This is a genomic window from Streptomyces sp. NBC_01352, from assembly GCF_036237295.1.
Lineage (GTDB): Bacteria > Actinomycetota > Actinomycetes > Streptomycetales > Streptomycetaceae > Streptomyces > Streptomyces plumbiresistens.
On the sequence record NZ_CP108354.1, the window covers coordinates 5,710,158 to 5,732,883 of the forward strand.

Genomic DNA, 22,726 nt, shown 5'->3' on the forward strand with positions numbered 1-22,726 from the left:
ACTACTCGCCGGGGTGGGCGAGTTCGATGTCGTGGTCGTCGACCCCGGGGCCGTCGACCGTCAGGGCGGTCGCCACCGGCGGGTACCCCGTCGCGATGACGGTGTAGTCCCCGCCGTCCAGGTCGGTGAAGGCGTACGCCCCGTCCGACCCGGTGGTGGCGGTGCCGACCACGTTGCCCGCCGCGTCCACGAGCGTGACCCGCGCGTCGGCGAGGGGACCGTGCGGCGCCCGTACGACACCCTGCAGCTGGGCTCCGGCGTCGAGGTCGACCTCGATCCGGGTGACCCCGGTACCGCCGACCTCGACGGGCAGGGCTCGCGGCCGGTATCCGGCGGCGTTCACGGCGACGGTCACCGTCCCCGGAATCAGCTCGGCGAAGGAGAACTCGCCCTGCTCGCCGGTGGAGACGGTGGCCAGCAGGTCACCGCGCACGTCCGTCACGATCACCATGGCGTCCTTGACGGGCAGCCCGCTCTGCGCGGCGCGCACGACACCGCCGAGCCCACTGGTGCCGCTGAGCAGGATGTCGTACGGCACCGGCTCGTCGCCCACGACCACGGTGGACGCCTGCGGCTGGAACCCGTCGGCGGAGGCGATCAGGACGTACGACCCGGTGCCGGGCGCGTCCACCGCGTAGGAGCCGTCGGCCTGCGCGACCGACCGGCCGAGCTGGCGTCCTCCCAGCGAGATCAGCGTGACGGCGGCCTGTGGGACGGGCGCGCTCTCGGCGCCGCGGACGTGGCCGCGGACCGGAATTCCACCGGACACCGGTGCGGTTCCCCTTTCCATGGTGGCGACGGCCGCGAGCCTCTGCGTGCCCTGCGGTCCGGCTTCGGTGCTCGTCTCGGCGACGGCGGCCCAGCTCGGGGTCCTCTTCTCGGCCGGGTCCTCGACCGCGACAGGAGCCACAGGAGCCACCGGAGCCTCGGCCTCGGCCTTGGCCGCAGCGGCCTGGGCCAGCCCGCCCGAGGTCCGCAGCGGGACCTCCTTGATGAACAGCGTGACGAGGAAGGCGAGCAGCGCGAGCGGCGCGGCGATCAGGAAGACGTCCGCGATGCCGTGGCCGTACGCGCTCTCCATCACGGTGCGCAGCGGGCCGGGCAGGCTGTCCATGTCCGGGATGCTGCTGCTGGAGCTCGAACTGGCGGCGGCGGCCGCGTACTTGGGGTCGAGAGTGGTGAGGCCGTCCTTGGCGTAGTCGGTGATCCGGTTGGCCATGACCGCGCCCAGCGCCGAGACGCCGACCGCACCGCCGAGGGACCGGAAGAACGTCACCGTGGAGCTGGCGGCGCCGAGGTCGGACGGGGCCACCTGGTTCTGCGTGCACAGCACCAGGTTCTGCATCATCATGCCGACGCCCAGGCCGAGCAGCGCCATGAAGATCGCGATGTGCCAGTACTCGGTGTCGTACCGGATCGTGCCGAGCAGCCCCAGACCCGCGGTCACCAGCACACCGCCGGCGAGCAGCCAGGCCTTCCAGCGGCCGGTCTTGGTGATGACCTGCCCGGAGACGGTCGACGAGACGAACAGACCGGCGATCATCGGGATGGTCATCACGCCCGACATCGTCGGGGACTTGTCGCGGGCCAGCTGGAAGTACTGGCTGAAGAAGACCGTGCCGGTGAACATCGCGACGCCCACGAAGAGCGAGGCGATGGAGGACAGGGTGATGGTCCGGTTGCGGAACAGCCGCAGCGGGATGATCGGCTCGCTCGCCCTGGACTCGACGAGCACGAACAGCAGCCCGAGCACGACCGAGCCGCCGACCATCGCGTACGTCTGCCACGACAGCCACGCGTACTTGTCACCGGCGAAGGTGACCCAGAGCAGCAGCAGCGAGACCGCGGCGGAGATGAGGAACGCCCCGCCCCAGTCGACCTTCACCTCCCGCTTCACGACGGGCAGGTGCAGGGTCTTCTGCAGCACGATCAGCGCGATGACCGCGAACGGCACACCCACGTAGAAGCACCAGCGCCAGCCGAGCCAGCTGGTGTCCGTGATGACACCGCCGAGCAGCGGGCCGCCGACGGTGGCGATGGCGAAGGTCGCGCCGAGGTAGCCGGAGTACCGTCCGCGCTCACGCGGGGCGATCATCGCGGCCATCACGATCTGCGCGAGGGCGGAGAGCCCGCCCACGCCGATGCCCTGGACGACACGGCAGGCGATCAGCATGCCGGCGTTCTGCGAGAGCCCGGCGGCGGCCGAGCCCAGCACATAGATGACCAGGGCTATCTGGACGAGCGCCTTCTTGCTGTACAGGTCGGAGAGCTTGCCCCACAGGGGCGTGGCCGCGGTCATGGAGAGCAGCGCGGCGGTGACGACCCAGGTGTAGGCGGACTGGCCGCCGCCCAGGTCGCCGATGATCTCGGGCAGGGCGTTGGTGACGATCGTCGACGACAGGATCGCGACGAACATGCCGAGCAACAGCCCGGACAGCGCCTCCATGATCTGCCGGTGCGTCATCGGCGCGCCGTCGGAGGACCCACCTCCGTGCTTGGCGTGAGCCCGCACACCGGCTGGTGTGGTCGTTGCCATGGGCTTCCTTCTCTTACGTGGTGGTCGCGGGTGTACGGGGGGACTGCTCGAGCACGGGAGCGGTGGGCAGCCTGGGCTCGGTGTCGGAGGGGAGCGGGGCGTGCGGGACGCGGCAGTCGTCGAAGCTGGCCCTGAGCCGTGCCATCAGCACGGTCAGCTGGGCCACCTCGTCGTCGCTCCAGTCGTTCAGCCGCTCGGCGAGCATCCGGCAGGTCCGCCGGGACATCTCGGCCAGTTGTGCGCGGCCCTCGGGGGTGAGGCGCAGGATGCGGGAGCGTTTGTCCGCCGGGTCGGGGGAGCGGTCGATCCAGCCGCGCTGGGCCACATGGGCCACATGCCTGCTGGTGACCGACATGTCCACGGCGAGCAGCTCCGCGAGCTTGCTCATGCGCATGTCCCCGTGGCGGCCCAGGAGCGTCAGCACGGCGGCGGAGCCGCTCGGGCAGTCGGACGGCATGATCCGGCCCAACTCCCTCTTCACAGCGCCGAAGGCGCTGAACTGACGGATCAGCTCCTCGTACTGCGCCTGCTCGGCCATCGCACCTCCCGTGTTCGTTGCTTAGGGCAACCATAGAAGTGGTTGGTTGTTACAGGCAAACGAGAACGGGGTGGTCGCCGCCAAAAACTTGGCAAAGGCAAGTATTACGAACGTAAACACACAGGTAAGGGGATGCGGTGCGGACCCGGAGCCCGCACTTGGGCCACACCCCCGGATTCGCTAGGGTCTCGGGGCATGGCTAACACGCAGGGCCCCCAGGGCAACCACGACCCCGCCGGCAGCACCCAGATGTTCCGCGCGTTCGTCGACGAGGCCCCTCAGGGCCGGCAGCAGCAGGCGGCCGCATCGGGCGGTCCGCGCCTCGGCCTGATCATCGGGATCGTCGCCGCGGTGGTGATCGTCGCGGCGGTGGCCTGGCTGGCGCTGAAGTAACGCAGGCAGGGCGAGTAGCACCGGTAGGGCAAACCGCCTACCGCCACTGAACGGACACGTCCCGCGTCTCCACATGCATGCCCCACGGGACACTCCCCCACTCTCGACTTCGCTCGAGCGGGGGGACCCCCATCGCATCGACGCACACCGTCCAGGTCTTTTCCCTGCGCACCCCGGCCCCGATCGGCGCCGGGAGCCGCTCGGCGGACTCGATCGTCGCCCAGTCGACACCGAGTGCGCCGATGACGTGCGTCCCGAAGGTCACGGTGCCCGACCGCACCGCGCTCTGCCCGGTGTTGTGGAAGGCGAGGGTCACGTCCTCGCACCAGCGCTTGTCCGTGGCCTCGCGCACGGGTTCGCCGACGCGGAGGGCGGCAGGGCCGTTCGGTGCCGTGGGGCGGACGGTGGGCGTCGAGGACACCGGTGGAGCGGCCGTCGTACGACCTGACGTGGCGCCCTCGGCCGAAGGGGCGGGTGGGCTGCCGTCCTCCGCGGGCGGGCTGCCGTCCCCCGGTCCGGCCGGGAGTGTTGCCCCGGCACTCTCCGAAGGGGTGCGCACGGCAGGCGAGTCGGTCCCGGACGGCGTCTCGTCGAGCGGCACCAGCGTCACCTCACCCGTCGGCGCCACCGCCGTACCGGCACCCCGGGGCGGGCCGCCCGCCGCACCCGTGGCGACATAGCCGCCGCCACCTCCGCCCCCGCACCCGGCCAGCACCGCGCCCAGACAGACGACGGCCGCCGACGCGCCCAGCAGGGCGCCCCGACGGCCATGTGTCCATCCGGAACGTGTCGCTCGAAGCATCGCGCCATGGTGGCTGACACTCCGTCAGATAGGAAGCCCCGTGCGAGGCTTCCGTCAGTCCGAGATGAGGCCTTCCCGCAGCTGCGAAAGCGTCCGCGTCAGCAGCCGGGAGACGTGCATCTGGGAGATGCCGACCTCCTCGCCGATCTGCGACTGGGTCATGTTCGCGAAGAACCGCAGCATGATGATCCGGCGCTCGCGCGGCGGGAGCTTGGCCAGCAGGGGCTTGAGCGACTCCCGGTACTCCACGCCCTCCAGAGCCGTGTCCTCGTAGCCGAGGCGGTCCGCGAGGGAGCCCTCGCCGCCGTCGTCCTCCGGTGCCGGGGAGTCGAGCGAGGAGGCGGTGTACGCGTTGCCGACCGCGAGGCCGTCGACGACGTCCTCCTCGGACACGCCCAGGACCACGGCGAGTTCGGTGACGGTCGGGGAGCGGTCCAGCTTCTGGGCGAGCTCGTCGCTGGCCTTGGTGAGGGCGAGCCGCAGCTCCTGGAGGCGGCGCGGGACGCGGACCGACCAGGAGGTGTCGCGGAAGAACCGCTTGATCTCGCCGACCACCGTCGGCATCGCGAACGTCGGGAACTCGACGCCCCGCTCGCAGTCGAAGCGGTCGATCGCCTTGATCAGGCCGATCGTGCCGACTTGGACGATGTCCTCCATCGGCTCGTTGCGGGATCGGAAGCGGGCGGCCGCGTAGCGCACCAGCGGGAGGTTGAGCTCGATGAGGGTGTCCCGTACGTACGCGCGCTCGGGGCTGTTCTCGTCGAGTGCGGCGAGCCGCAGGAAGAGGGAGCGGGACAGGGTGCGGGTGTCGAGAGCTCCCGAGGTCGGGAGGGCCGGGGCCGGCGCGGCCTCGACGGCCGTTACGTCGTCGAGCGCGGGCGCAGGCTCGCTCTTCGTGAGCGTGAGCACCTTCGAGCTGCCCTGGTCTGCGGACATGCCACCCCCTTTGGGTCGCGGGACGGTACGGCGAACGCTCCGTCGAGGAACATCAGCCTTCACCTGAATACCGGAGCCGAAGCCACGGCAAACGCGCTTCCGGCAGAATGTCACATGTCGGCAACACGCTGTAGTGACATGTCGACATGCGAGACGCGAATACGCCCTGGATGAAGGGGGTCTGACGGTATTTCGTGGCAGAAAGGCCGGGATCTGCGCTGGTGAGCGATTCAGTCCTGCCGGTGACGACTCGATCCTTTACTCGATTAGGCGTCGCTCAGGCGTCGATCCGGTTCGCGGAACGCAGTCGCTGGAAGCTACGCGCGAGTAGCCGCGAGACATGCATCTGGGAGACGCCGAGTTCCGCGCTGATCTGTGACTGGGTGAGATTGCTGTAGTAGCGCAGCAGCAGAATTCGCTGTTCCCGCTCCGGCAACTGCACCAGCAGATGCCGTACGAGATCCCGGTGCTCCACACCGTCCAAAGCCGGGTCCTCGTAGCCGAGCCGGTCCAGCAGCCCCGGCAGCCCGTCGCCCTCCTGGGCGGCCTCCAGAGAGGTGGCGTGGTACGACCGTCCGGCCTCGATGCAGGACAGCACGTCCTCCTCGGTGATGCGCAGCCGCTCGGCGATCTCGGCGGTCGTCGGGGTGCGCCCGAAGGCGGTCGTCAGATCCTCGGTAGCGCCGTTGACCTGCACCCACAGCTCGTGCAGCCGGCGCGGAACGTGGACCGTACGGACGTTGTCGCGGAAGTACCGCTTGATCTCGCCGACGACGGTGGGCATCGCGAACGTCGGGAACTGCACGCCCCGGTCCGGGTCGAAGCGGTCGATGGCGTTGATGAGCCCGATGGTGCCGACCTGGATGACGTCCTCCATCGGCTCGTTGCGGGAGCGGAAGCGGGCGGCCGCGTAGCGCACGAGCGGGAGGTTGGCCTCGATGAGCGCCCCGCGTACCCGGGTGTGCTCCGGCGTGCCCGGCTGCATGCCCTTGAGCTGGCCGAAGAGCACCTGCGTGAGCGCCCGGGTGTCGGCGCCGCGGCTGCGCTGGGGTGCGGCCGGCGCTGCTTCGACGACCTCGACGACCTCGACGACTTCCTGGGGCGGCGCAGTACTGGCCGACACGGTCAACGCCACCTCTTCATCGGTCTGCATCGGACTTCATCGATCAACTCATCCGTCAAAAGCGGTCATAGCATCACAAGACATGTGCACTGTGTGCAAGCACCCCATAACGCCGTGTTGAGGGAAGAATTGGTGCACAAGACGCGAAAGAGCCCCCCGCCGTTCCGGCGGAGGGCTCACAGATGCGGGGGCTCAGTACTCGTAGTCGGCGATCACCCAGGTGGCGAACTCGTGCCACAGGGTCACGCCCGCCTGGTGGTCCGGGTGCTCGACGTACCGGCGCAGCGCGGCCACGTCGTCGAAGCCGGAGTTGATGGCGAAGTCGTAGGCGATGGGGCGGTCGCTGAGGTTCCAGCCCAGCTCCCAGAAGCGGATCTCGGGGATCCTGCCGTCGAGGGCGCGGAAGGCCTCGACGCCCTTCACGACCCTCGGGTCGTCGCGCTCGACGCCCTCGTTGAGCTTGAAGAGGACGAGGTGGCGGATCATGTGCGCTCCCAGCTACTTGGCCCCGTCGGCGAGCCATGTGAAGAAGTCGCCGATGGACTTGGCGGCGTCCGATATGCCCTCGAAGGCTATCTGGACGTAGTCGGCGGCCTTGGCCGGGTCCGTGATGATCACGTAGAGCACGAAGACCACGAGACCGTAGACGGCGACCTTCTTCGCATTCACCGCCATCGCGGCCTCCCTGTTCCCCTGTTCACTGTTGCGCCCGACGAGCGCACATGATCGCACGAAGGGCCCCGTCTGACGACGGGGCCCTTCTGAAGCGGTAGCGGAGGGATTTGAACCCTCGGTGACTTGCGCCACACTCGCTTTCGAGGCGAGCTCCTTCGGCCGCTCGGACACGCTACCGAGGGAGACCTTACAGCAAGGTGCGGCGTGGTTTGAAATCCGTTTCCCGGGCCGGCGACGCCCGTCAGCGGGAACGGAAGAAGTCGGTGAGGAGCCCGGCGCACTCCTCGGCGAGCACGCCTTCGATCACCTCGGGGCGGTGGTTGAGCCGCCGGTCGCGGACGACGTCCCAGAGGGAGCCGGCCGCGCCCGCCTTCTCGTCGCGGGCGCCGTAGACCACCCGGTCCACCCGGGACTGCACGATCGCGCCCGCGCACATGGTGCAGGGCTCCAGCGTCACGACGAGGGTGCAGCCGGTCAGCCGCCATTCGCCCAGCTCGGCGGCGGCCCGGCGGATCGCCAGCACCTCCGCGTGCGCGGTCGGGTCGCCGGTGACCTCGCGTTCGTTGTGTCCGGCCGCGAGCACGGTCGTGCCGTCCGGGCCCAGTACGACCGCGCCCACCGGCACGTCCGCGCCGGCCCGCCCGGCCTCGTCCAGGGCGAGCCGCATCGCGGCCCGCCAGCGGTCGCGTACCGGGTCGGGTGTCGTGCCCGCGGTCGGTGAGGTCAGCGGACGGCCTCCAGGACCTCCGAGGCGCCGAGGGCCTCGGCGATCTCGGTGACCGCGTCCTGTGACAGCGACTTCAGCTCCTTCTCGCTGACGCCGAGGTCGTCCAGGATCCGGATGTCGCCGACGGGGCCGTGCGGCACGAGTTCGCCGGGGCCGGCGGTCGCTGCCTCCTCCTCGTCGTCCTCGTCCTCGTCCTCGCCGTCCTCGGTGCCGTCGAGGTCGAGGGCGTCCAGGTCGGGCTCGTCGTCGTCCGGATCCCTGCCGAGCAGTTCGTCGGTGAGCAGGATCTCGCCGTACGAACTACGGGCGGCGGCTGCGGCGTCCGAGACGTAGATACGCGGGTCCTCCTCACCGTCGATACGGACGACGCCGAACCAGGCGTCCTCCTGCTCGATCAGCACGAGCACCGTGTCCTCGTCGGGAGAGGCTTCCCGGGCCAGGTCGGCCAGATCCGACAGGGTCTCCACATCGTCGAGCTCTGTGTCGCTCGCTTCCCACCCGTCTTCGGTGCGCGCGAGCAGTGCGGCGAAGTACACCGTGACTCTCCCACTGGTCATAGGCGTGCCGGTTGGGGGTCCCCCCGGCGGAGGTTGCGGGCGGGGAGAGCTGTGCTCCGAGCCCACCCACTCGGAATCGTGGCAGAAACATGGCGCTCAGGGGACGTCTTCGGCTCCCTGTGTGTCCGGCTGCCGCCGATCTCATGGCAGCCGAGGGCCCGTCGAGGTCTCACCAGCGCACTCGTTGCCGCCAACAGCGGATCGTACGCGGCCTTCTTGAGCGTCCGCGCACGGCCACCCGCACAACGCGCGACGACCCCGCGATCTTCCAACTCGGCTGCCCGGTCGGCGTGTCCCTGCCCTTGCCGGGGGATTACCGGGGCCTTACCGGCAGCCTTCTACCAGCGGAACGTCCGCATCCGCATCGCGTGCCGCAGGCGGGCCGTCTTGGCGCGGCGGGGCTGGACCCGGTCTCGCAGCTCGCGGGCCTCGGCGAGGTCGCGCAGGAACTGGGCGCGGCGGCGCCGGCGCTCGGCGTCGGTCGGTTCGGCCGACGTGTCCTGTCGGGTCTCGCGGTCAGGCAGGTCAGGCATAGGTACACCACCCTGGTACGTCCCTTCCACGTTCCCCCTGATGGGGGGTTTGATGCCGACGCACGGGTTAACGGAGCGCGGCACGGTTCCCGGTTACTGTTAGCGCCATGCGCCTCCACGTCGTCGACCACCCTCTGGTCGCCCACAAGCTCACCACGCTGCGCGACCAGCGCACCGACTCCGCGACCTTCCGCCGTCTCGCCGACGAGCTGGTCACCCTGCTCGCCTACGAGGCCACGCGTGACGTGCGTACCGAGCAGGTCGACATCACGACACCGGTCGCCTCGACCACGGGCGTCAAGCTCTCCCATCCGCGCCCCCTGGTCGTCCCGATCCTGCGGGCGGGCCTCGGCATGCTGGAGGGCATGGTCCGGCTGCTGCCCACCGCCGAGGTGGGCTTCATGGGCATGATCCGCGACGAGGAGACGCTGGAGGCCTCCACGTACGCCACGCGCATGCCGGAGGACCTCTCCGGCCGCCAGGTGTACGTCCTGGACCCGATGCTTGCCACCGGCGGCACCCTGGTCGCGGCGATCCGCGAGCTGATCAAGCGCGGCGCGGACGACGTCACCGCCGTGGTCCTGCTCGCCGCCCCCGAGGGCGTCGAGGTCATGGAGCGCGAGCTCGCGGGCACCCCGGTCACGGTCGTCACCGCCTCGGTCGACGAGCGCCTGAACGAGCACGGCTACATCGTGCCGGGCCTGGGTGACGCGGGGGACCGGATGTACGGGCTGGCCGAGTAGGTCAGCAGCTCTTCTTCGACGCGGCGGACGTCGGCTGGGGCGCGGCCAGCTTGGCCAGCGCCCTGTCGGCGTCCGCCTTGCTGTTCAGGTCCTTGAAGGCGTTGCCGATGACCAGGTCGAGCTCGGTGCCCTTGCGGGCGGCGTCCGTGCGGCGCTCGGCCGTGGAGAGCTGGGTCGCTAGGACCGGCAGCGAGGTGTTCAGGGAGGAGGCGGGGCCGAGGAGTACCCCGGTGCCCTTGACCTTCTTGTCGTAGTCCTTGGACGCGTTGCCGACGTCCCCGATCTTGAAGCCGCGCTTCTTCAGCTCGTCCGCGGTCTTCTTGGCGAGGCCGCTGCGGGGCGTCGCGTTGAACACGTTGACCGTGATCTGGGAGGGCCTGACCGCGGCCGCGCCGCCGGCGGACGCGGAGGCCGACGGGGTCGCCCGGGTGGCGCAGTCCGCCTTGGAACCGGCCGCGGCGGCCTTCTTGCCGCCGCCGGTGAAGACGTCGATGAGCTGCAGGGTGCCCCAGCCGACCAGTCCGAGCGCGGCGACGGAGGCCACCAGCCCGATCAGGAACCTGCCGCGCCGCCGGGGCCGGCGCATGCGGGGGTACTTGTCTCCCTTGATCCGGTACTGGCCGCCCATGCCGGGGGGAGTCAGCATGCTCATGAGCGCAGCGTAGTGCGCTCGGGCGATGATGCCTACTAGATGATCATTGGACGCGGCGCAGGAGGACCCGAAAGGGCCAACCCGTTACCGGCAGGCGGCTCAGTCGAGTTCGAGCACGCGCGCGTGCAGCACCTGGCGCTGCTGGAGTGCCGCGCGCACCGCGCGGTGCAGGCCGTCCTCGAGATACAGGTCGCCCTGCCACTTCACGACGTGCGCGAAGAGGTCGCCGTAGAACGTGGAGTCCTCGGCGAGCAGGGTTTCCAGGTCGAGCTGGCCCTTGGTCGTCACCAGCTGATCGAGGCGGACCGGGCGCGGTGCGACGTCCGCCCACTGCCGGGTGCTTTCCCGGCCGTGGTCGGGGTACGGCCGGCCGTTTCCGATGCGCTTGAAGATCACACGGAAAGCCTACCGGTCATGACCTTCCGGGCGCAGCCATGGAGACGGAGTGCGAGGCCGGAAAAGATGCCTCAAAACAGGTCAAACGGGAACAGGGGCCTGAGATGAGTGACAGCGAAACCGTTTCTCCTGCCACCGCTTCCGAGGCGCCGGGGAGCGCTCCCGCCCTCCCGGCCGAGGCGACGGCCCTGGACGAGGCGGTCAGAGTCTCGGCGCCGCACGCGCGGTATGCACAGGCTGTGGACAGGGAGTCGGCGTACGAGAGGCTGAACGCCGCGCGCGGGGCGAAGGGCCCCGATGAGATGCGCGCCGCGCCGAAGCCGAAAGCCAGGGCCGAAGTCAGGGCCGAGTCCAGGCCGGAGACCGAAAGCGGGCCCGAGGAAGAACCCTCCGTCGTCGAACAGGTCGTCGGCAGCGGCATGTTCAGGTCCCTCGCCCGCTCGGTCGGCACCCAGATCGGGCGCGAGATCACCCGCTCCCTCTCTTCGGCACGGCACGGCGGAGGCGGTAGGGCTTCGCGAGACCTCCACCTCCGCCGGCGGGTCAGCGGCCCCGTTCCTTCGGGGGCTGCTGCGGCTTCGGTTCCTTCGACTCGGGTTTCGGTGCGTTGCGGGCGGCCTCGGCGCGCAGCAGAGCGCGCATGACCGCGTACGGGTCGATCGCCATGTCGGTGTTCCTTGCTTCTTGCGTTTCTCGGTTCTCGGTTCCTTGCGTCGTGCTGATGGACCGGAGGGCGGGAGCCGGTTCTGTCAGCAGCGCAGGACCACCGAACGCAGGGCGCGCAGAGCGGGCGGGGTGCACGGCGGGACGGGCAGGAGCCGGGCGGCCGCCGCGGCGGGCACCGGGTCCGGGAAGGGCGCGGGCCGCAGAGGTGCGACGGGACGGCCGGATCCCCGGGTGACCGGTCGCAGCACGGTGTCCAGGACGTCGTACTCGAAGACCGCCGAGCCGCCCTCGGCCGCCACCGCCAAGGCGGGCACCGCCGGTGCGCCCGCGTGCGCGCCCGGCACGAACAGGGCGAGCAGCAGGACGAGCACCCGCGGCCAGGCACGCCGACGGGCGGGTCCGAGGGCTGGTGGTGCGGCGGTGCTCACGGGAAGTCATCTCCCCGTGCGGCGTACGCGATTCATCCCACCGGCGGCGAGAACCGCCCGCTCGGCCTACATCCCGGGCCCGCCGGGCCACCCGTATGGCGGTGCTACTTCCCGGCGGCCTTCGCGGCCTTCGCCGCCGCCTTCATCTCCTGCTTGTGGGCGCGGACCTTGGTCAGCGACTCCGGTCCGGTGATGTCGGCGACGGAACGGAAGGACTTCGGCTCGCCGTAGGCGCCCGCGGCCTCGCGCCAGCCCTTGGGCTGCACGCCGAGCTGCTTGCCGAGCAGGGCGAGGAAGATCTGGGCCTTCTGCTTGCCGAAGCCGGGCAGCTCCCCGAGGCGTCGCAGCAGTTCCGGCCCGTCGGCCACGCCCTTCCAGACGAGCTCGGCGTTCCCGTCGTAGTGCTCGACGAGGTACTGGCACAGCTGCTGGACGCGCTTGGCCATCGACCCCGGGTAGCGGTGCACGGCCGGCTTCTCCGACAGGAGCGCGGCGAAGGCCTCCGGGTCCTGTGCGGCGATCTCGTGCGCGTCCAGGTCGTCGGCGCCGAGACGGTCCGCGATCGTGCGGGGTCCCTTGAACGCCCACTCCATCGGAACCTGCTGGTCCAGCAGCATCCCGACCAGCGCGGCGAGCGGGGAGCGCCCGAGGAGTTCGTCGGCCTCGGGGTCCTGGGCGAGGTGAAGAGTGACGTCCATGCCCCGATCATCGCGCGTGCGCGGTCAGCCCGCCCGCCAGTACCCCAGCGCGTGCACCCGCTGCTTGGGCAGCCCGAGCTCCTTGCGGACGTACGACGACAGGGTCCGGGTCGTCGCCGTGTCGCAGGCGATCCAGACGTACGGCTCCGGGCTGGCCTTCAGGAGGTCGGGCAGGGCCGCCTTGACCTGGGCGACGAGGTGGGCGCCGGAGCCCTGCCGGGGCACGGGGCGTACGTCGTGCCGGGCGGGGGCGGTGCGGAAGGGGAGGCCGTCCAGGGTCTGCGTGCTCTCGAACCAGACGGTCGCCGGAGCGGGGGCGAGCGCGTCGAGGAGGGAGTTGAGCGCGGGCAGCGAGGCCGGGTCGCCGATCGCGAAGACGTGCGAGGGCTCGGGGTCGGGCCGTTGGAAGTCGGTGCCGTGGACGGTCGCCTCGATGGTGTCGCCGGGCTTCGCCGTCCGCGCCCAGTCGCTGGCGCACCCCTCGTGAAGGGCGAACTCCAGACTGAAGGTGCCGGCCGCGGGGTCCGGGTCGACCAGGGTGTAGGCGCGCTGATGCGGTTTGCCCGCGTTGTCGAACCAGAGCCGCACCCACATCGTCGGGTGGACGCCGGTCGCCGCCAGCATGCCGCCGTCGGTGAGGTGGACGCGCCGGTAGTGCCCGGTGACGTCCTCCGCGCCGGTCACGGTGAAGACGAAGTCCTTCGCACGCAGCAGTTTGAGGACCGCGCCCTCCCAGCCGTGCCCCTGCCCCATCGCGTCTTCACCCTTCGCGTACGATTCCACCACCATTTACTTAGGCAAGCCTAACCTAAAGAACAGAAGGGGCACAGGGGTGATCACCGAGATCTACCGCGACGCCTGGGGCATCCCCCACCTCCGCGCCGGCAGCGCGCGTGCACTCGCCCGTGCCCAGGGCCTGGTCACCGCCCGCGACCGGGCCTGGCAGCTGGAGGTCGAGCGACACCGTGCGCAGGGCACCTCGGCCGCCTTCCTCGGCACCGAGGCCCTCGCCTGGGACCGGTTCGCGAGACGGGCCCGCCTCGACGACACGGCCGCACGCTGCTTCACCGCCCTGGAGAGACAGGACCCGGAGACGGCCGACTGGGTGCGGGCGTACGTCGAGGGCGTGAACGAGGGGCTCGCGCGCACCGAGGCACCCGAATTCGCCCGGGTCGGCCTCGCTCCCGGCCGCTGGGAGCCCTGGACCCCGCTCGGCGTCTGGCTCGCCACGCACATCCTCTTCGCCGGCTTCCCCGCCAAGCTCTGGCGCGAGCAGGTCGTCCGGCACCTGGGAGCGGACGCCGTCCGGCTGTTCACCACCGACGGCCCCGGCACCTCGGGCAGCAACGGCTGGCTGGTCGGCGGCGAGCGCACCACCACCGGTGCGGCGGTCATCGCCGGCGACCCGCACCGCTTCATCGAGGACCCCGGCGTCTACCAGCAGATCCACCTGTCCTGCCCGGAGTTCGACGTCGTCGGCCTCACCGTCCCCGGTATCCCCGGCATCGCGCACTTCGGCCACACCGGCACGGTCGCCTGGGCCATCACCAACGCCATGGCCGACTACCAGGACCTCTACCGCGAGCGCCTGCGCCGCACCGGCGCCGGCATCGAGGCGCTCGGCCCGGACGGCGTCTGGCGCCGGGCCGCCCGGCACACCGAGACCGTGGAGGTGGCGGGGGAGGAGCCGGTCGAGGTCGAGGTGATCGAGACCGACCGCGGGCCGGTGATCATCGGCGGTCCCGAGGGCCTCCCGGAAGGCCTCGACGACGGTGTGCTCGACGAGGGTGTGCTCGACGACTCCGGCGCGCCGGCCGACTCCGTCACGCCCCTCGCCGTCAGCCTCCGCTACCCGCCCCGCGTCACCGGGGACCTCGGCTTCGGCGCCCTGCTCCCCCTGCTGCGGGCCCGCACGGTGGGCGAGGTGGACCAGGCCTTCGACGCATGGGCCGAGCCCGTGAACGTCGTCCAGGCCGCCGACACCGAGGGCGGCCTGCTGCACCGCGTCGCGGGTCGGGTGCCGCTGCGCTCCGAGGCCAACCGCACCCGGCTGGTCCCCGCCTGGGAACCCGGCCACGACTGGCGGGGCTGGCACGTCACGCCCCGCGCCGGTCTCACCGACGGTATCGCCGTGATGGCAAACCAGCGCGGCCCGGCGGCCCCCCTCGGCGTCGAGTTCGCCGCGACCCACCGCGCCGACCGCATCACCGCTCTCCTCAGGGAGAAGGACCGCTGGTCGCCCGCCGACATGCCGGTCATCCACATGGACACCCATCTCGCCTCCGCCGTACCGCTGCTGGACCACCTGGAAGCGCTGGACGGCCTGACCCCCGAGGCCGCCGCCCTGCGGGACGCCCTCCTGCGCTGGGACCGCCGCATGGACGCCGGCAGCAGCGACGCGGCCGTCTACGCGGCGGTGCGCGGTGCGGCCGTACGGCAGCTCGCGGCGCACCCGGCGTTCGCCGCACTGACCTCTCCCCCTGCCTACCCGGAGGTCTTCCTGCCGTGGCTCGCGCTCGTCCCGCGGGTGGGCTTCGCGCTGGAACACCTGCTGCGGGCCGAGGAGTTGTACGGCATCGACCGCGCGGAGGCCGTGCGCGCGGCCGTGGAGGAGGTGGCGGCCTCGGGCGACCTGCCCGCCACCTGGGGTGACACCCACCGCCTGGCCCCCTGGCGGGCGCTGACCGGCACGTCGTACGAGGAACCCGGCTTGTCCGGCGACCACGACTGCGTGCTGTGCACCTCCCCCGTGCCCGGCTGGACCGATCTGAGTGCGCGCGGCCCGGCGGCCCGTTACGTGTGGGACCTGGCCCGGCGCGAGGACAGCCTCTGGGTGGTGCCGTTCGGCGCCTCGGGCGTTCCCGGCTCGGCCCATCATCGTGACCAACTCCCCTTGTGGCTCAAGGGGGATCTCGTCCCGGTCGTCACCGACTGGACCCTGATGAAGAAGATGGAGAAGGAGACCGATGTCTGAGGCGTACGCCCCCACCCGCGAGCCCGTCCACGAGCAGACCGTCGACGGCTTCGGCACCGTCCGCGTCCTGCCCCTCGACGCGCACGCCGACGCCGAGGTCGTCCACGCGTGGGTGAGCGAGGAGCGGGCCTCCTTCTGGGGCATGAACGGCCTGAGCAAGGAGCAGGTCGAGGAGATCTACGCACACATGGACACCCTCGACACCCACCACGCCCACCTGGTGGAGAAGGACGGCGAACCGGTCGCGCTCCTCCAGACCTACGAGCCGGAGGCGGACCGCGTCAGCGAGTGCTACGAGGTGCGGCCCGGCGACATAGGCGTCCACCTGCTGCTGGCGCCCGCCGGACAGGAGGGCGCGCGTCCCGGCTGGTCCTCGGCGCTGCTGACCGCCGTCACGTCGTACGTGCTGCTGGGCCTGGACCGCAACCGGGTCGTGGTCGACCCCGACGTGCGCAACGAGAAGGCGATCGCTCGCTTCCTGAAGCAGGGCTTCGAGGCAGGCCCGGTCGTCGTGCTGCCGGAGATCGACATCCCGGACGTGTACCTGCCCGAGAAGCACGCCCAACTCGCCTTCCTGAACCGGGAGGTAGCCTTCCCGGCATGACACCGGACGACCTCGTCGCCCACTACGGTCTGGAGCCCATCCCCCGCGAGGGCGGGCTCTTCCGACGCACGTGGGCAGGACCGGAAGGCACGGACGGCCGCCCTCGGGGAACGGCGATAGTCGCCCTTCTCACCTCGGACGACTACTCGGCCCTGCACCGCCTGCCCCACGACGAGATCTGGCACTTCTACCTGGGCGCCCCGCTGGAACTCCTGCTCCTGGCCCCCGACGGGACGTCGAGCACGCCCGTCCTGGGCCCGGACGTCCTCGGCGGCCAGCACCCCCAGCTGACCGTCCCCGCCGGCACCTGGATGGGCGCACGGGTCGCCGCGGGCGGCGAGTGGACCTTCTTCGGCTGCACGATGGCCCCCGGATTCACCTACGAGGACTACGAGCACGGGAACGCGGACGAACTGACGGCGCGTTACCCGGCCGAGGCCGCCCGGATCGCGGGACTGTGCCGTCCATGAGACTCCTCGAAGGGCATGTGGCGCTGGTCACCGGCGCGGGCGGCGGCATCGGACGGGGCATCGCCCTGCGGTTCGCCGAGGAGGGCGCGGCGGTGGCCCTGCACTGCCGTACGGCGGTGCAGGCGGCGAGCGAAGTGGCCTCCCGCATCCGGGACCTGGGCGGGCGGGCCGTCGTGCTCCAGGCGGACCTGGCCGACGAGGACGCCTGCCGGGGCCTGGTGCGGGAGGCCGCGGAATGGGGCGGGGGCCGGCTGACGGCCCTGGTCAACAACGCGGGCGTCCAGCCGACGCGGGCGCTGGCCGGGATGACGGTGGCTCAGTGGCGGGCGGTCGTGGACACGAACCTGTCGAGCGTGTTCGCGTGTACGCAGGCGGCGGTTGAGGTGATGCGGGAGTCGGGAGCGGGCTCCGTGACCCATATCGCGTCCATCGAGGCGAGTCACCCGGCCCTGGACCACGCCCACTACTCCTCCTCCAAGGCGGCGGTAGTGATGCACGCCCGGGCGGCGGCCCTTGAGTACGGCCCCTACGGCATCCGCGTCAACACCGTCTCGCCCGGCCTGATCGACCGAGAGGGGCTGGCGGAGGCATGGCCCGAGGGCGTGCGGCGATGGGAACGGGCGGCGCCGCTCGGGCGGTTGGGGCGCCCGGAGGACGTGGGCGACGCGTGCGTGTTCCTGGCGTCGCCGCTCGCGTCCTGGGTCACCGGGCAGGACCTGGTGGTGGACGGTGGGGTGACGGCGCGGCCCACGTGGTGAGCGGCGCCACGGCGCGCTCCGTGAGCACTCCGGGGCCGGTATCCGTATCTTTCCGGAGGCGGCGAGTCCACAGACGGAGAAGATGAGACGTGGAGCGTGACGGTGAGCACAGGTCAGGTCTCAGGGCAGGTCTCAGGGGAGACCGACGACGCCGGGGACTTCAAGGGCTGGTGCTGCTGGGCACCGTGCTGGTCCTGCTCCTCCTCGGCAGCGCGGGACCTGCGTCGGCCCACGCCGCCCTCCGCGACAGCGATCCCAAGGACGGAGCCGTCCTCAAGTCGGCCCCCCGCCATCTCACCCTCACCTTCACCGAGTCCGTAGGCCTGCTCGAGGACTCCTTCCGCGTCCTGGACCCCGACAACCACCGGCTGCGCCTGGACAGGGCCGAGCACGGGCCGGAGGGATCCGACACGGCCCGCGTCACGCTGCCCGCGAAGCTCGCCGAGGGTACGTACGTGGTGGCCTGGCGGGCGGTGTCGGCGGACAGCCACCCGGTCTCGGGCGCGTTCACGTTCTCGGTGGGCAAGCCGTCCGTCACCACGGCGACGGTGGACACGGGCCCGGTCGAGAACCCGGTCACGGCCGGCCTCTACAACATCGCCCGCTACCTCGCGTATCTGGCCGCGGCCCTGCTGATCGGCACGGCGGTGTTCATGGCGGCCTGCCGTCCCCCGGACCCGGCCCCCCTGCGCAGGCTCCTGCGGGCGGGCTGGTGGACCCTGGCGGCCGCGACCGTGGCCCTCCTGCTGCTGCGCGCCCCGTACGAGTCGGGCACGGCCCCCGCCTTCGACCCCTCGGCCTTCACCGACACCCTGACCACCCGCCCGGGCCTGGTCCTGCTGGCCCGCCTGGCGCTGCTCGTGCCGGCGGCCTTCTTCGTCGTACGACTCCTGCGGCCCAAGCCGCTGTCCTTCGCCTGGCTCGCCTCGGGCGCCGCCCTCTGTGTCGGCCTCGCGCTGACATGGGCCGCCGGCGAGCACGCGTCGGCCGGCATCCAAGTGCCGGTGGCGATGACGTCGTCCGTGCTGCACGTGCTGGCGATGGCGGTGTGGCTGGGCGGCCTGACGGCACTGCTGACCACGCTGTACAAGTCGTCGTCGGCCGTCCCGCCCACGGTGGTCAGGAACTTCTCCCGCCTGGCCTTCTGGTCGGTGACCGTCCTGGTCGGCACCGGCGTCTACCAGTCCTGGCGCGGCCTCGGCTCCTGGACCGCCCTCACCGACACCACGTACGGCCGCTTCCTGGTCGCCAAGCTCATCGCGGTGGTGCTCCTCCTGGTCATGGCGGACATGTCACGGCGATGGACGGCGCGGCTCGCGCAGGTGGAGGTGGCCGAGGTGGCCGAGGTGGCCGTACCCGTGCGGGTGCCGGAGCCGGTGGGCGGCCCACCGTTGCCCCCTTCGGAACCCGCCACCGCCGCCTCCGCCTTGCCCCCTGCTCATGCAGGCCTGCGCCGCTCGGTACTGGCCGAAGTCGCCGTCGGCGTGGTGGTCATGGTGCTCACGACCGTCCTCACCGGCACCCTCCCGGGCCGAGCGGCCACCGAGGCCGCCGAAGCGGCGTCGACGACCGGCCTGGCCACCGCGTCCGTCACGACCATCCCCTTCGCCGTCGGCGCCGCCCGCGGCAAGGTGCAGATCACCCTCGATCCGGGCCGCACCGGCGACAACTCGGTCGAGGCCGTGGTGCTCACCCCCGACGGCGGCCTGGCCACCGTCCCGGAACTCCGCCTCTCCTTCACGCTCCCCGCCCAGGACATCGGCCCGATCGACGCCGAAGTCACCGACAAGGGCGGCTACTGGGGCACGAGTTCGCTCAACCTCCCCATCGCCGGCGACTGGATGATGAAGGTGACGGTCCGGGTCTCGGAGATCGACCAGGTGAGCGAGTCGAAGACGGTGAAGATCGGGGGCTAGGAGGTTTCCTGGGCCGCCCGGCGGGCGAGCAGGCGGTCCATCGTCTCGGCGGCGCGTACGGCGGAGTCGGCGCAGCAGTTGTTGAAGAGGACGTGGAGCCGGCCGACCTGTTCGGCGAGGGTGCGTAAGCGGGGCGCCCACTCCTGGAGTTCGGCGCGCGAGTAGTCGTACCGGAAACGGTCTTCCTTGCTGCCGGTCCCCCAGGCGGCACTGCGCCCGTGAAACCGCACGACGGACAGGTGCGGCGAAGTCACGGGGGTGACAGGCGGTATGGAGGACGGCAGGGTGCGGGCCATGTCGACCCCGACGGCGGCGAAGCCGAGGCGGGTGAGCAGAGCGCGGGTCGGCTCCGCCCGTTCCTCCCGCCACCAGGCCGGATGCCGGAACTCGACGGCGAGAGGCCACCCGGCCGTCCGCACCGCGCACTCCTCCAGAAACGCCTCGGCCCGCGCCCCCGGCCGAAACCACGGCGGAAACTGGAACAGCACACTCCCGAGCCGCCCCGCCGCCCGCAACGGCCCTATCCCGTCGGCGTACCGCGCCCACACCTCGTCGAGGACGGCAGGATCCCCGGCGTCGGCGGGTAACCCGTCCGGCAGGGCACGCTCCTTGGTCGGATGCCCGGTGAGCAGCGAGAACGCCTTCACGTCGAACACGAACCCGTCCGGCGTCCGCTCGACCCACAGCCGGCTGTTCCGCTCCCCGGGCAGGGCGTAGTAGCCGGAGTCGACCTCCACGACGGGAAACCGCTCGGCGTAATACCGCAACCGCCCCTCGGCGTCCCGCCGCCCGACCGGATACCAACCACTGCCGACGAGCGCACGATCGGTCCAGGAACAGGTCCCGACGAGGATGTCACCCATGGGGGAGCGGTTACCCAACCGCCGGGGAGGGACGCGGTGCAGGACGCGGTGCAGGACGCGGTGAAGGACACTGTGAGGACTGACTCGGGAAGGGACCCGGAATGATCATCTTCGGCACCAAGGGATACCTGTACCAGCTCGCGATACTGACGCTGGTGTGCGGCCAGTGCGGCAACCCCGCCGCGCACACGCTCCGGAAGCGCGTCACGAAGTTCACGCTGTTCTTCGTGCCACTGATTCCGCTCTCGACGAAGTACGCGACGCAGTGCACCTTCTGCGGCGCGGAACAGAAGGTCACCCAGGAACAGGCGGAACAGCTGCAGGCCCAGTCCGCGGGCGGGCACGGCGGTCAGCCGTACGGGCAGCCGCAGAAGCAGCAGCCGTACCAGTCCTGACAGGTGCAGCTGTGCAGGCTGACTAGGCGGCGGGTTCGGCGGTCCAGGTGACGTGCGGGGGCGTGATCCGTGCGCACAGGGGGCCGCCACACGCGTCGGTCAGGCCGAGACGTGCGACCAGCAGGCCGTCGGGTGCGGCGGCGGCGAGTACGTCGGCGGGGACGGCGTCGAGCATGAGCTTGCCGCGGCGGAACATCGTGAAGAGGCCGGCCTCGTCGACCGTGCCCCACGACAGATAGATGAACCGGTGCCCCAGACGGTTCTGCACATAGGGGCCCTGCACCTCGATGCCGGTCGGCGAGGTGATCGCCGTGCACTCCAGGGTCCAGGTCGCGGACGCGGCGTCGCCCCGCTGCGGGTCGAGCAGCTCGGCCGGACGGTCACGGCGTTGCACGGCGACGTGGATGTTGCCGTAGGCGGGGGCGGAGCCGTCGGCTGGGGCCGGGCGGGTGAGGCCGGGCAGGTCGAAGGCGTCGATACGGATGCGCATGCGGGCCATCATCCGCTGCCCGCCACCGCACGGCCGCCGAGCCGGACGGGTCGTCCGGCCACTCATGCCGCATATGCCGCAAATGTTCGTATCCGCAAGGTTCAGTCGGAGATCGGCCGGATACTCGTGCGGCATGACACGGACGATCAGAAGGCATGGAAGGCACAGCACCGGGCACGCCGCGGCCGACCGCCAGGCCGACACCGTGCGTGCCCCGGATGCCGGGCCGGACGAGCAGGTGGAGCAGCAGGCGCCGGACAAGCCGACCGACCTGCCCAAACGCTCCTGGGGGACGGTGCTGAAAGGCACCCTGAAAGAGTTCAAGAGGGACGAGCTCACCGACCGGGCCGCCGCGCTGACCTACTACGGGATCCTGGCGCTGTTCCCGGCCATGCTGGCGCTCGTCTCCCTGCTGGGGATCGTCGGGCAGTCGGCGACGCAGCAGGTGCTGGACAACATCCAGAAGCTCGCCCCGGGCGCGGCGCGGGACGTCCTCACCAACGCGGTCCGGCAGATGCAGGGCAACGCCGGACTCGGCTCGATCATGGCGATCGTGGGTCTGGTGCTCGCGGTGTGGTCGGCCTCCGGCTATGTCGCCGCGTTCATCAGGAGCGCCAACGCGGTCTACGACCTTCCCGAGGGGCGCCCGGTGTGGAAGGTGCTGCCGGTACGGGTCGGCGTGACCGTGGTGCTGATGGTCATGGCCGTGATCAGTGCGCTGATCGTGGTGTTCACCGGCGGCCTCGCGCGGGAACTCGGCACGGCGCTCGGAGTCGGCGACACGGGGCTGACGGTGTGGTCGATCGCGAAATGGCCGGTGCTGGTGGTCCTGGTCACGATCATGATCGCGGTCCTGTACTGGGCGACACCGAACGCGAAGGTCCGCGGCTTCCGCTGGATCACGCCGGGCAGTTTCCTGGCGCTGGTGATCTGGATGATCGCCTCGGCGGGGTTCGCGTTCTATGTGGCCAACTTCGGCTCGTACAACAAGACCTACGGCGCCATCGCCGGCGTGATCATCTTCCTGGTGTGGCTGTGGATCACGAACCTGGCGATCCTGCTCGGCCTGGAATTCGACGCGGAGCTGGCCCGCCAGCGGGCTGTCGCGGGCGGTCACCCGGCCGGGAAGGAGCCGTACGTCCAGCCGCGCGACACCCGGAAGTGGGACGAGGAGGACCGCCGCCGCCTCGAATCCGAACCCTGAGGCGGCGGATCACCGCCGCTCGCGGCACCGGTGTCGGAGGACTCTGAACGGGAAGTCGCTGGTCATGGGAGCGATGGCGAGCCTGCGCGACCGGGATCACAGGCTGGCGAGGCGCACGATCGCGTGGGGACCGCGCTGGCTGCGGCGGGTCGCGCCCGCTGTGGAGGAGGCGGCCGAGCACACCAAGCTGTGGTGGGCGGCGGCCGGTGCGATGGCCGCGGTCGGCGGCTGGCGCGGCCGTACGGCCGCCGCCGCGGGGGTGTCGGCCATGGCGACGGCCGAGGTGCTGTCCAGCGGGGTCGCCAAACAGCTGTACCGGCGGCGCCGCCCGCCGCGGGAGTGGGTGCCGCCGGACGATCTGCGTGACCGGCCGGACAGCTCCTCCTTCCCCTCCGGGCACACGGCCGCCGCCTTCGGCTTCGCCGGGGCCGTCGCGACGGTGTGGCCGGCCGCGGGTGCCGCCTGCGGGGCCTCGGCGGTGACGGTGGCCACGCAACGGGTGCACAGCGGCGCGCACTACCCCACCGACGTCGCCGCCGGCGGCGCGATCGGACTGGCTGCGGCCGCGCTGGTACGGGCCGTACCGCGGCTGCTGCGGCGATACGTGCTCTGACACGTCCGGCTGCCGACGGACGCGCTGCCGGCAGCC

Annotated in this window: 28 protein-coding genes, 1 tRNA gene and 1 pseudogene; 11 read left to right on the forward strand and 19 right to left on the reverse strand. The window is 71.2% G+C overall.

The window, feature by feature from the left end; genetic code table 11:
- Position 1 precedes the first annotated feature (1 nt).
- Positions 2-2,536, reverse strand: a complete 2,535-nt coding sequence (locus OG252_RS26525) for an MFS transporter (protein WP_329339213.1) — start codon at positions 2,534-2,536, stop codon at positions 2-4.
- A gap of 13 nt (positions 2,537-2,549) precedes the next feature.
- Positions 2,550-3,074 carry a MarR family winged helix-turn-helix transcriptional regulator gene (locus tag OG252_RS26530; protein ID WP_329339215.1) on the reverse strand — a complete coding sequence of 175 codons (525 nt, stop codon included), beginning with the start codon at positions 3,072-3,074 and terminating at the stop codon, positions 2,550-2,552.
- A 195-nt stretch (positions 3,075-3,269) separates the two neighbouring features.
- Between OG252_RS26530 and OG252_RS26535 the strand changes: the two genes are divergently transcribed.
- A complete protein-coding gene (locus OG252_RS26535) occupies positions 3,270-3,467 on the forward strand; it encodes a hypothetical protein (RefSeq protein ID WP_266436974.1) in 198 nt (65 codons plus the stop codon).
- A gap of 37 nt (positions 3,468-3,504) precedes the next feature.
- Here OG252_RS26535 and OG252_RS26540 read toward each other — a convergent pair whose 3' ends face one another.
- The 9 genes from OG252_RS26540 to OG252_RS26580 all read right to left on the reverse strand — a co-directional run bounded on the left by OG252_RS26540 (position 3,505) and on the right by OG252_RS26580 (position 8,820).
- On the reverse strand, positions 3,505-4,269 hold the full coding sequence (locus tag OG252_RS26540; protein ID WP_329339218.1) for a hypothetical protein: 765 nt from the start codon (positions 4,267-4,269) through the stop codon (positions 3,505-3,507).
- 54 nt (positions 4,270-4,323) lie between these two features.
- Entirely contained in the window at positions 4,324-5,205 is an 882-nt protein-coding gene (locus OG252_RS26545; protein ID WP_266436978.1) for an RNA polymerase sigma factor SigF, read from the reverse strand.
- Positions 5,206-5,482: 277 nt separating this feature from the next.
- Positions 5,483-6,358, reverse strand: coding sequence for an RNA polymerase sigma factor SigF (locus tag OG252_RS26550; protein WP_266436981.1), 876 nt, complete (start codon positions 6,356-6,358; stop codon positions 5,483-5,485).
- 162 nt (positions 6,359-6,520) lie between these two features.
- Positions 6,521-6,814, reverse strand: coding sequence for a Dabb family protein (locus tag OG252_RS26555; RefSeq protein WP_266436983.1), 294 nt, complete (start codon positions 6,812-6,814; stop codon positions 6,521-6,523).
- Positions 6,815-6,826: 12 nt separating this feature from the next.
- Positions 6,827-7,003 (reverse strand): hypothetical protein, encoded by a 177-nt coding sequence (locus tag OG252_RS26560; RefSeq protein WP_266436986.1) that lies wholly within the window; start codon positions 7,001-7,003, stop codon positions 6,827-6,829.
- A gap of 92 nt (positions 7,004-7,095) precedes the next feature.
- Positions 7,096-7,180, reverse strand: a tRNA-Ser gene (locus OG252_RS26565).
- Between the two features lie 64 nt (positions 7,181-7,244).
- Positions 7,245-7,670: a tRNA adenosine(34) deaminase TadA gene (gene tadA / locus OG252_RS26570; protein ID WP_266436988.1), complete on the reverse strand. Its 426-nt coding sequence runs from the start codon at positions 7,668-7,670 to the stop codon at positions 7,245-7,247.
- 56 nt (positions 7,671-7,726) lie between these two features.
- A complete protein-coding gene (locus OG252_RS26575) occupies positions 7,727-8,266 on the reverse strand; it encodes a tRNA adenosine deaminase-associated protein (protein ID WP_266448322.1) in 540 nt (179 codons plus the stop codon).
- A gap of 359 nt (positions 8,267-8,625) precedes the next feature.
- The gene (locus tag OG252_RS26580) at positions 8,626-8,820 is read right to left on the reverse strand and encodes a hypothetical protein (RefSeq protein WP_329339222.1); all 195 of its coding nucleotides are present in this window, start codon (positions 8,818-8,820) and stop codon (positions 8,626-8,628) included.
- Between the two features lie 107 nt (positions 8,821-8,927).
- On the opposite strand from OG252_RS26580, the gene upp reads away from it, so the two are divergent.
- Positions 8,928-9,563 (forward strand): uracil phosphoribosyltransferase, encoded by a 636-nt coding sequence (gene upp, locus OG252_RS26585; protein WP_266436993.1) that lies wholly within the window; start codon positions 8,928-8,930, stop codon positions 9,561-9,563.
- 1 nt (position 9,564) lies between these two features.
- On the opposite strand, the gene OG252_RS26590 is transcribed toward upp, so the two are convergent.
- Positions 9,565-10,215 carry a LytR C-terminal domain-containing protein gene (locus OG252_RS26590; protein WP_329339225.1) on the reverse strand — a complete coding sequence of 217 codons (651 nt, stop codon included), beginning with the start codon at positions 10,213-10,215 and terminating at the stop codon, positions 9,565-9,567.
- Positions 10,216-10,314: 99 nt separating this feature from the next.
- Positions 10,315-10,611 carry a type II toxin-antitoxin system VapB family antitoxin gene (locus OG252_RS26595; protein ID WP_003999914.1) on the reverse strand — a complete coding sequence of 99 codons (297 nt, stop codon included), beginning with the start codon at positions 10,609-10,611 and terminating at the stop codon, positions 10,315-10,317.
- A 131-nt stretch (positions 10,612-10,742) separates the two neighbouring features.
- On the opposite strand from OG252_RS26595, the pseudogene OG252_RS26600 reads away from it, so the two are divergent.
- Positions 10,743-11,122: pseudogene (locus tag OG252_RS26600) on the forward strand (helicase HerA-like domain-containing protein); the annotation flags it as partial.
- Between the two features lie 32 nt (positions 11,123-11,154).
- On the opposite strand, the gene OG252_RS26605 reads toward OG252_RS26600, so the two are convergent.
- From OG252_RS26605 to OG252_RS26620, 4 genes are all read right to left on the reverse strand, one after another.
- Positions 11,155-11,277, reverse strand: coding sequence for a hypothetical protein (locus OG252_RS26605; protein WP_266436997.1), 123 nt, complete (start codon positions 11,275-11,277; stop codon positions 11,155-11,157).
- 83 nt (positions 11,278-11,360) lie between these two features.
- Positions 11,361-11,705, reverse strand: coding sequence for a hypothetical protein (locus OG252_RS26610; protein WP_266436999.1), 345 nt, complete (start codon positions 11,703-11,705; stop codon positions 11,361-11,363).
- Positions 11,706-11,809: 104 nt separating this feature from the next.
- A complete protein-coding gene (locus OG252_RS26615; RefSeq protein WP_266437001.1) occupies positions 11,810-12,403 on the reverse strand; it encodes an HhH-GPD-type base excision DNA repair protein in 594 nt (197 codons plus the stop codon).
- A gap of 24 nt (positions 12,404-12,427) precedes the next feature.
- Positions 12,428-13,156 (reverse strand): siderophore-interacting protein, encoded by a 729-nt coding sequence (locus OG252_RS26620; protein WP_329345196.1) that lies wholly within the window; start codon positions 13,154-13,156, stop codon positions 12,428-12,430.
- A gap of 79 nt (positions 13,157-13,235) precedes the next feature.
- On the opposite strand from OG252_RS26620, the gene OG252_RS26625 reads away from it, so the two are divergent.
- From OG252_RS26625 to OG252_RS26645, 5 genes are all read left to right on the forward strand, one after another.
- Positions 13,236-15,377 (forward strand): penicillin acylase family protein, encoded by a 2,142-nt coding sequence (locus tag OG252_RS26625; RefSeq protein WP_329339227.1) that lies wholly within the window; start codon positions 13,236-13,238, stop codon positions 15,375-15,377.
- Positions 15,370-15,981: a GNAT family N-acetyltransferase gene (locus tag OG252_RS26630; protein WP_329339228.1), complete on the forward strand. Its 612-nt coding sequence runs from the start codon at positions 15,370-15,372 to the stop codon at positions 15,979-15,981. Before OG252_RS26625 ends, OG252_RS26630 begins: the two co-directional genes overlap by 8 nt.
- A complete protein-coding gene (locus tag OG252_RS26635; protein ID WP_329339230.1) occupies positions 15,978-16,451 on the forward strand; it encodes a cupin domain-containing protein in 474 nt (157 codons plus the stop codon). Before OG252_RS26630 ends, OG252_RS26635 begins: the two co-directional genes overlap by 4 nt.
- Complete coding sequence (locus tag OG252_RS26640; RefSeq protein WP_329339232.1) at positions 16,448-17,209, forward strand: SDR family NAD(P)-dependent oxidoreductase; 762 nt, start codon at positions 16,448-16,450, stop codon at positions 17,207-17,209. The genes OG252_RS26635 and OG252_RS26640 overlap by 4 nt, the downstream gene beginning before the upstream one ends.
- Before the next feature lie 170 nt (positions 17,210-17,379).
- Complete coding sequence (locus OG252_RS26645; protein WP_329339234.1) at positions 17,380-19,125, forward strand: copper resistance CopC/CopD family protein; 1,746 nt, start codon at positions 17,380-17,382, stop codon at positions 19,123-19,125.
- Here the strand turns inward: OG252_RS26645 and OG252_RS26650 are convergent.
- A complete protein-coding gene (locus OG252_RS26650) occupies positions 19,122-19,988 on the reverse strand; it encodes a DUF72 domain-containing protein (protein WP_329339236.1) in 867 nt (288 codons plus the stop codon). The two genes, OG252_RS26645 and OG252_RS26650, sit on opposite strands and share 4 nt — an antisense overlap.
- Positions 19,989-20,089: 101 nt before the next feature.
- On the opposite strand from OG252_RS26650, the gene OG252_RS26655 reads away from it, so the two are divergent.
- Complete coding sequence (locus OG252_RS26655; RefSeq protein ID WP_266437019.1) at positions 20,090-20,383, forward strand: zinc-ribbon domain-containing protein; 294 nt, start codon at positions 20,090-20,092, stop codon at positions 20,381-20,383.
- 22 nt (positions 20,384-20,405) lie between these two features.
- Here OG252_RS26655 and OG252_RS26660 read toward each other — a convergent pair whose 3' ends face one another.
- Positions 20,406-20,873 (reverse strand): DUF5990 family protein, encoded by a 468-nt coding sequence (locus tag OG252_RS26660; RefSeq protein ID WP_329339239.1) that lies wholly within the window; start codon positions 20,871-20,873, stop codon positions 20,406-20,408.
- 133 nt (positions 20,874-21,006) lie between these two features.
- On the opposite strand from OG252_RS26660, the gene OG252_RS26665 reads away from it, so the two are divergent.
- Together OG252_RS26665 and OG252_RS26670 are read left to right on the forward strand one after the other, a co-directional pair.
- Positions 21,007-22,077 (forward strand): YihY/virulence factor BrkB family protein, encoded by a 1,071-nt coding sequence (locus tag OG252_RS26665; RefSeq protein WP_329339241.1) that lies wholly within the window; start codon positions 21,007-21,009, stop codon positions 22,075-22,077.
- Positions 22,078-22,141: 64 nt separating this feature from the next.
- A complete protein-coding gene (locus OG252_RS26670) occupies positions 22,142-22,690 on the forward strand; it encodes a phosphatase PAP2 family protein (RefSeq protein WP_329339243.1) in 549 nt (182 codons plus the stop codon).
- The last annotated feature ends 36 nt before the right edge of the window (positions 22,691-22,726 follow it).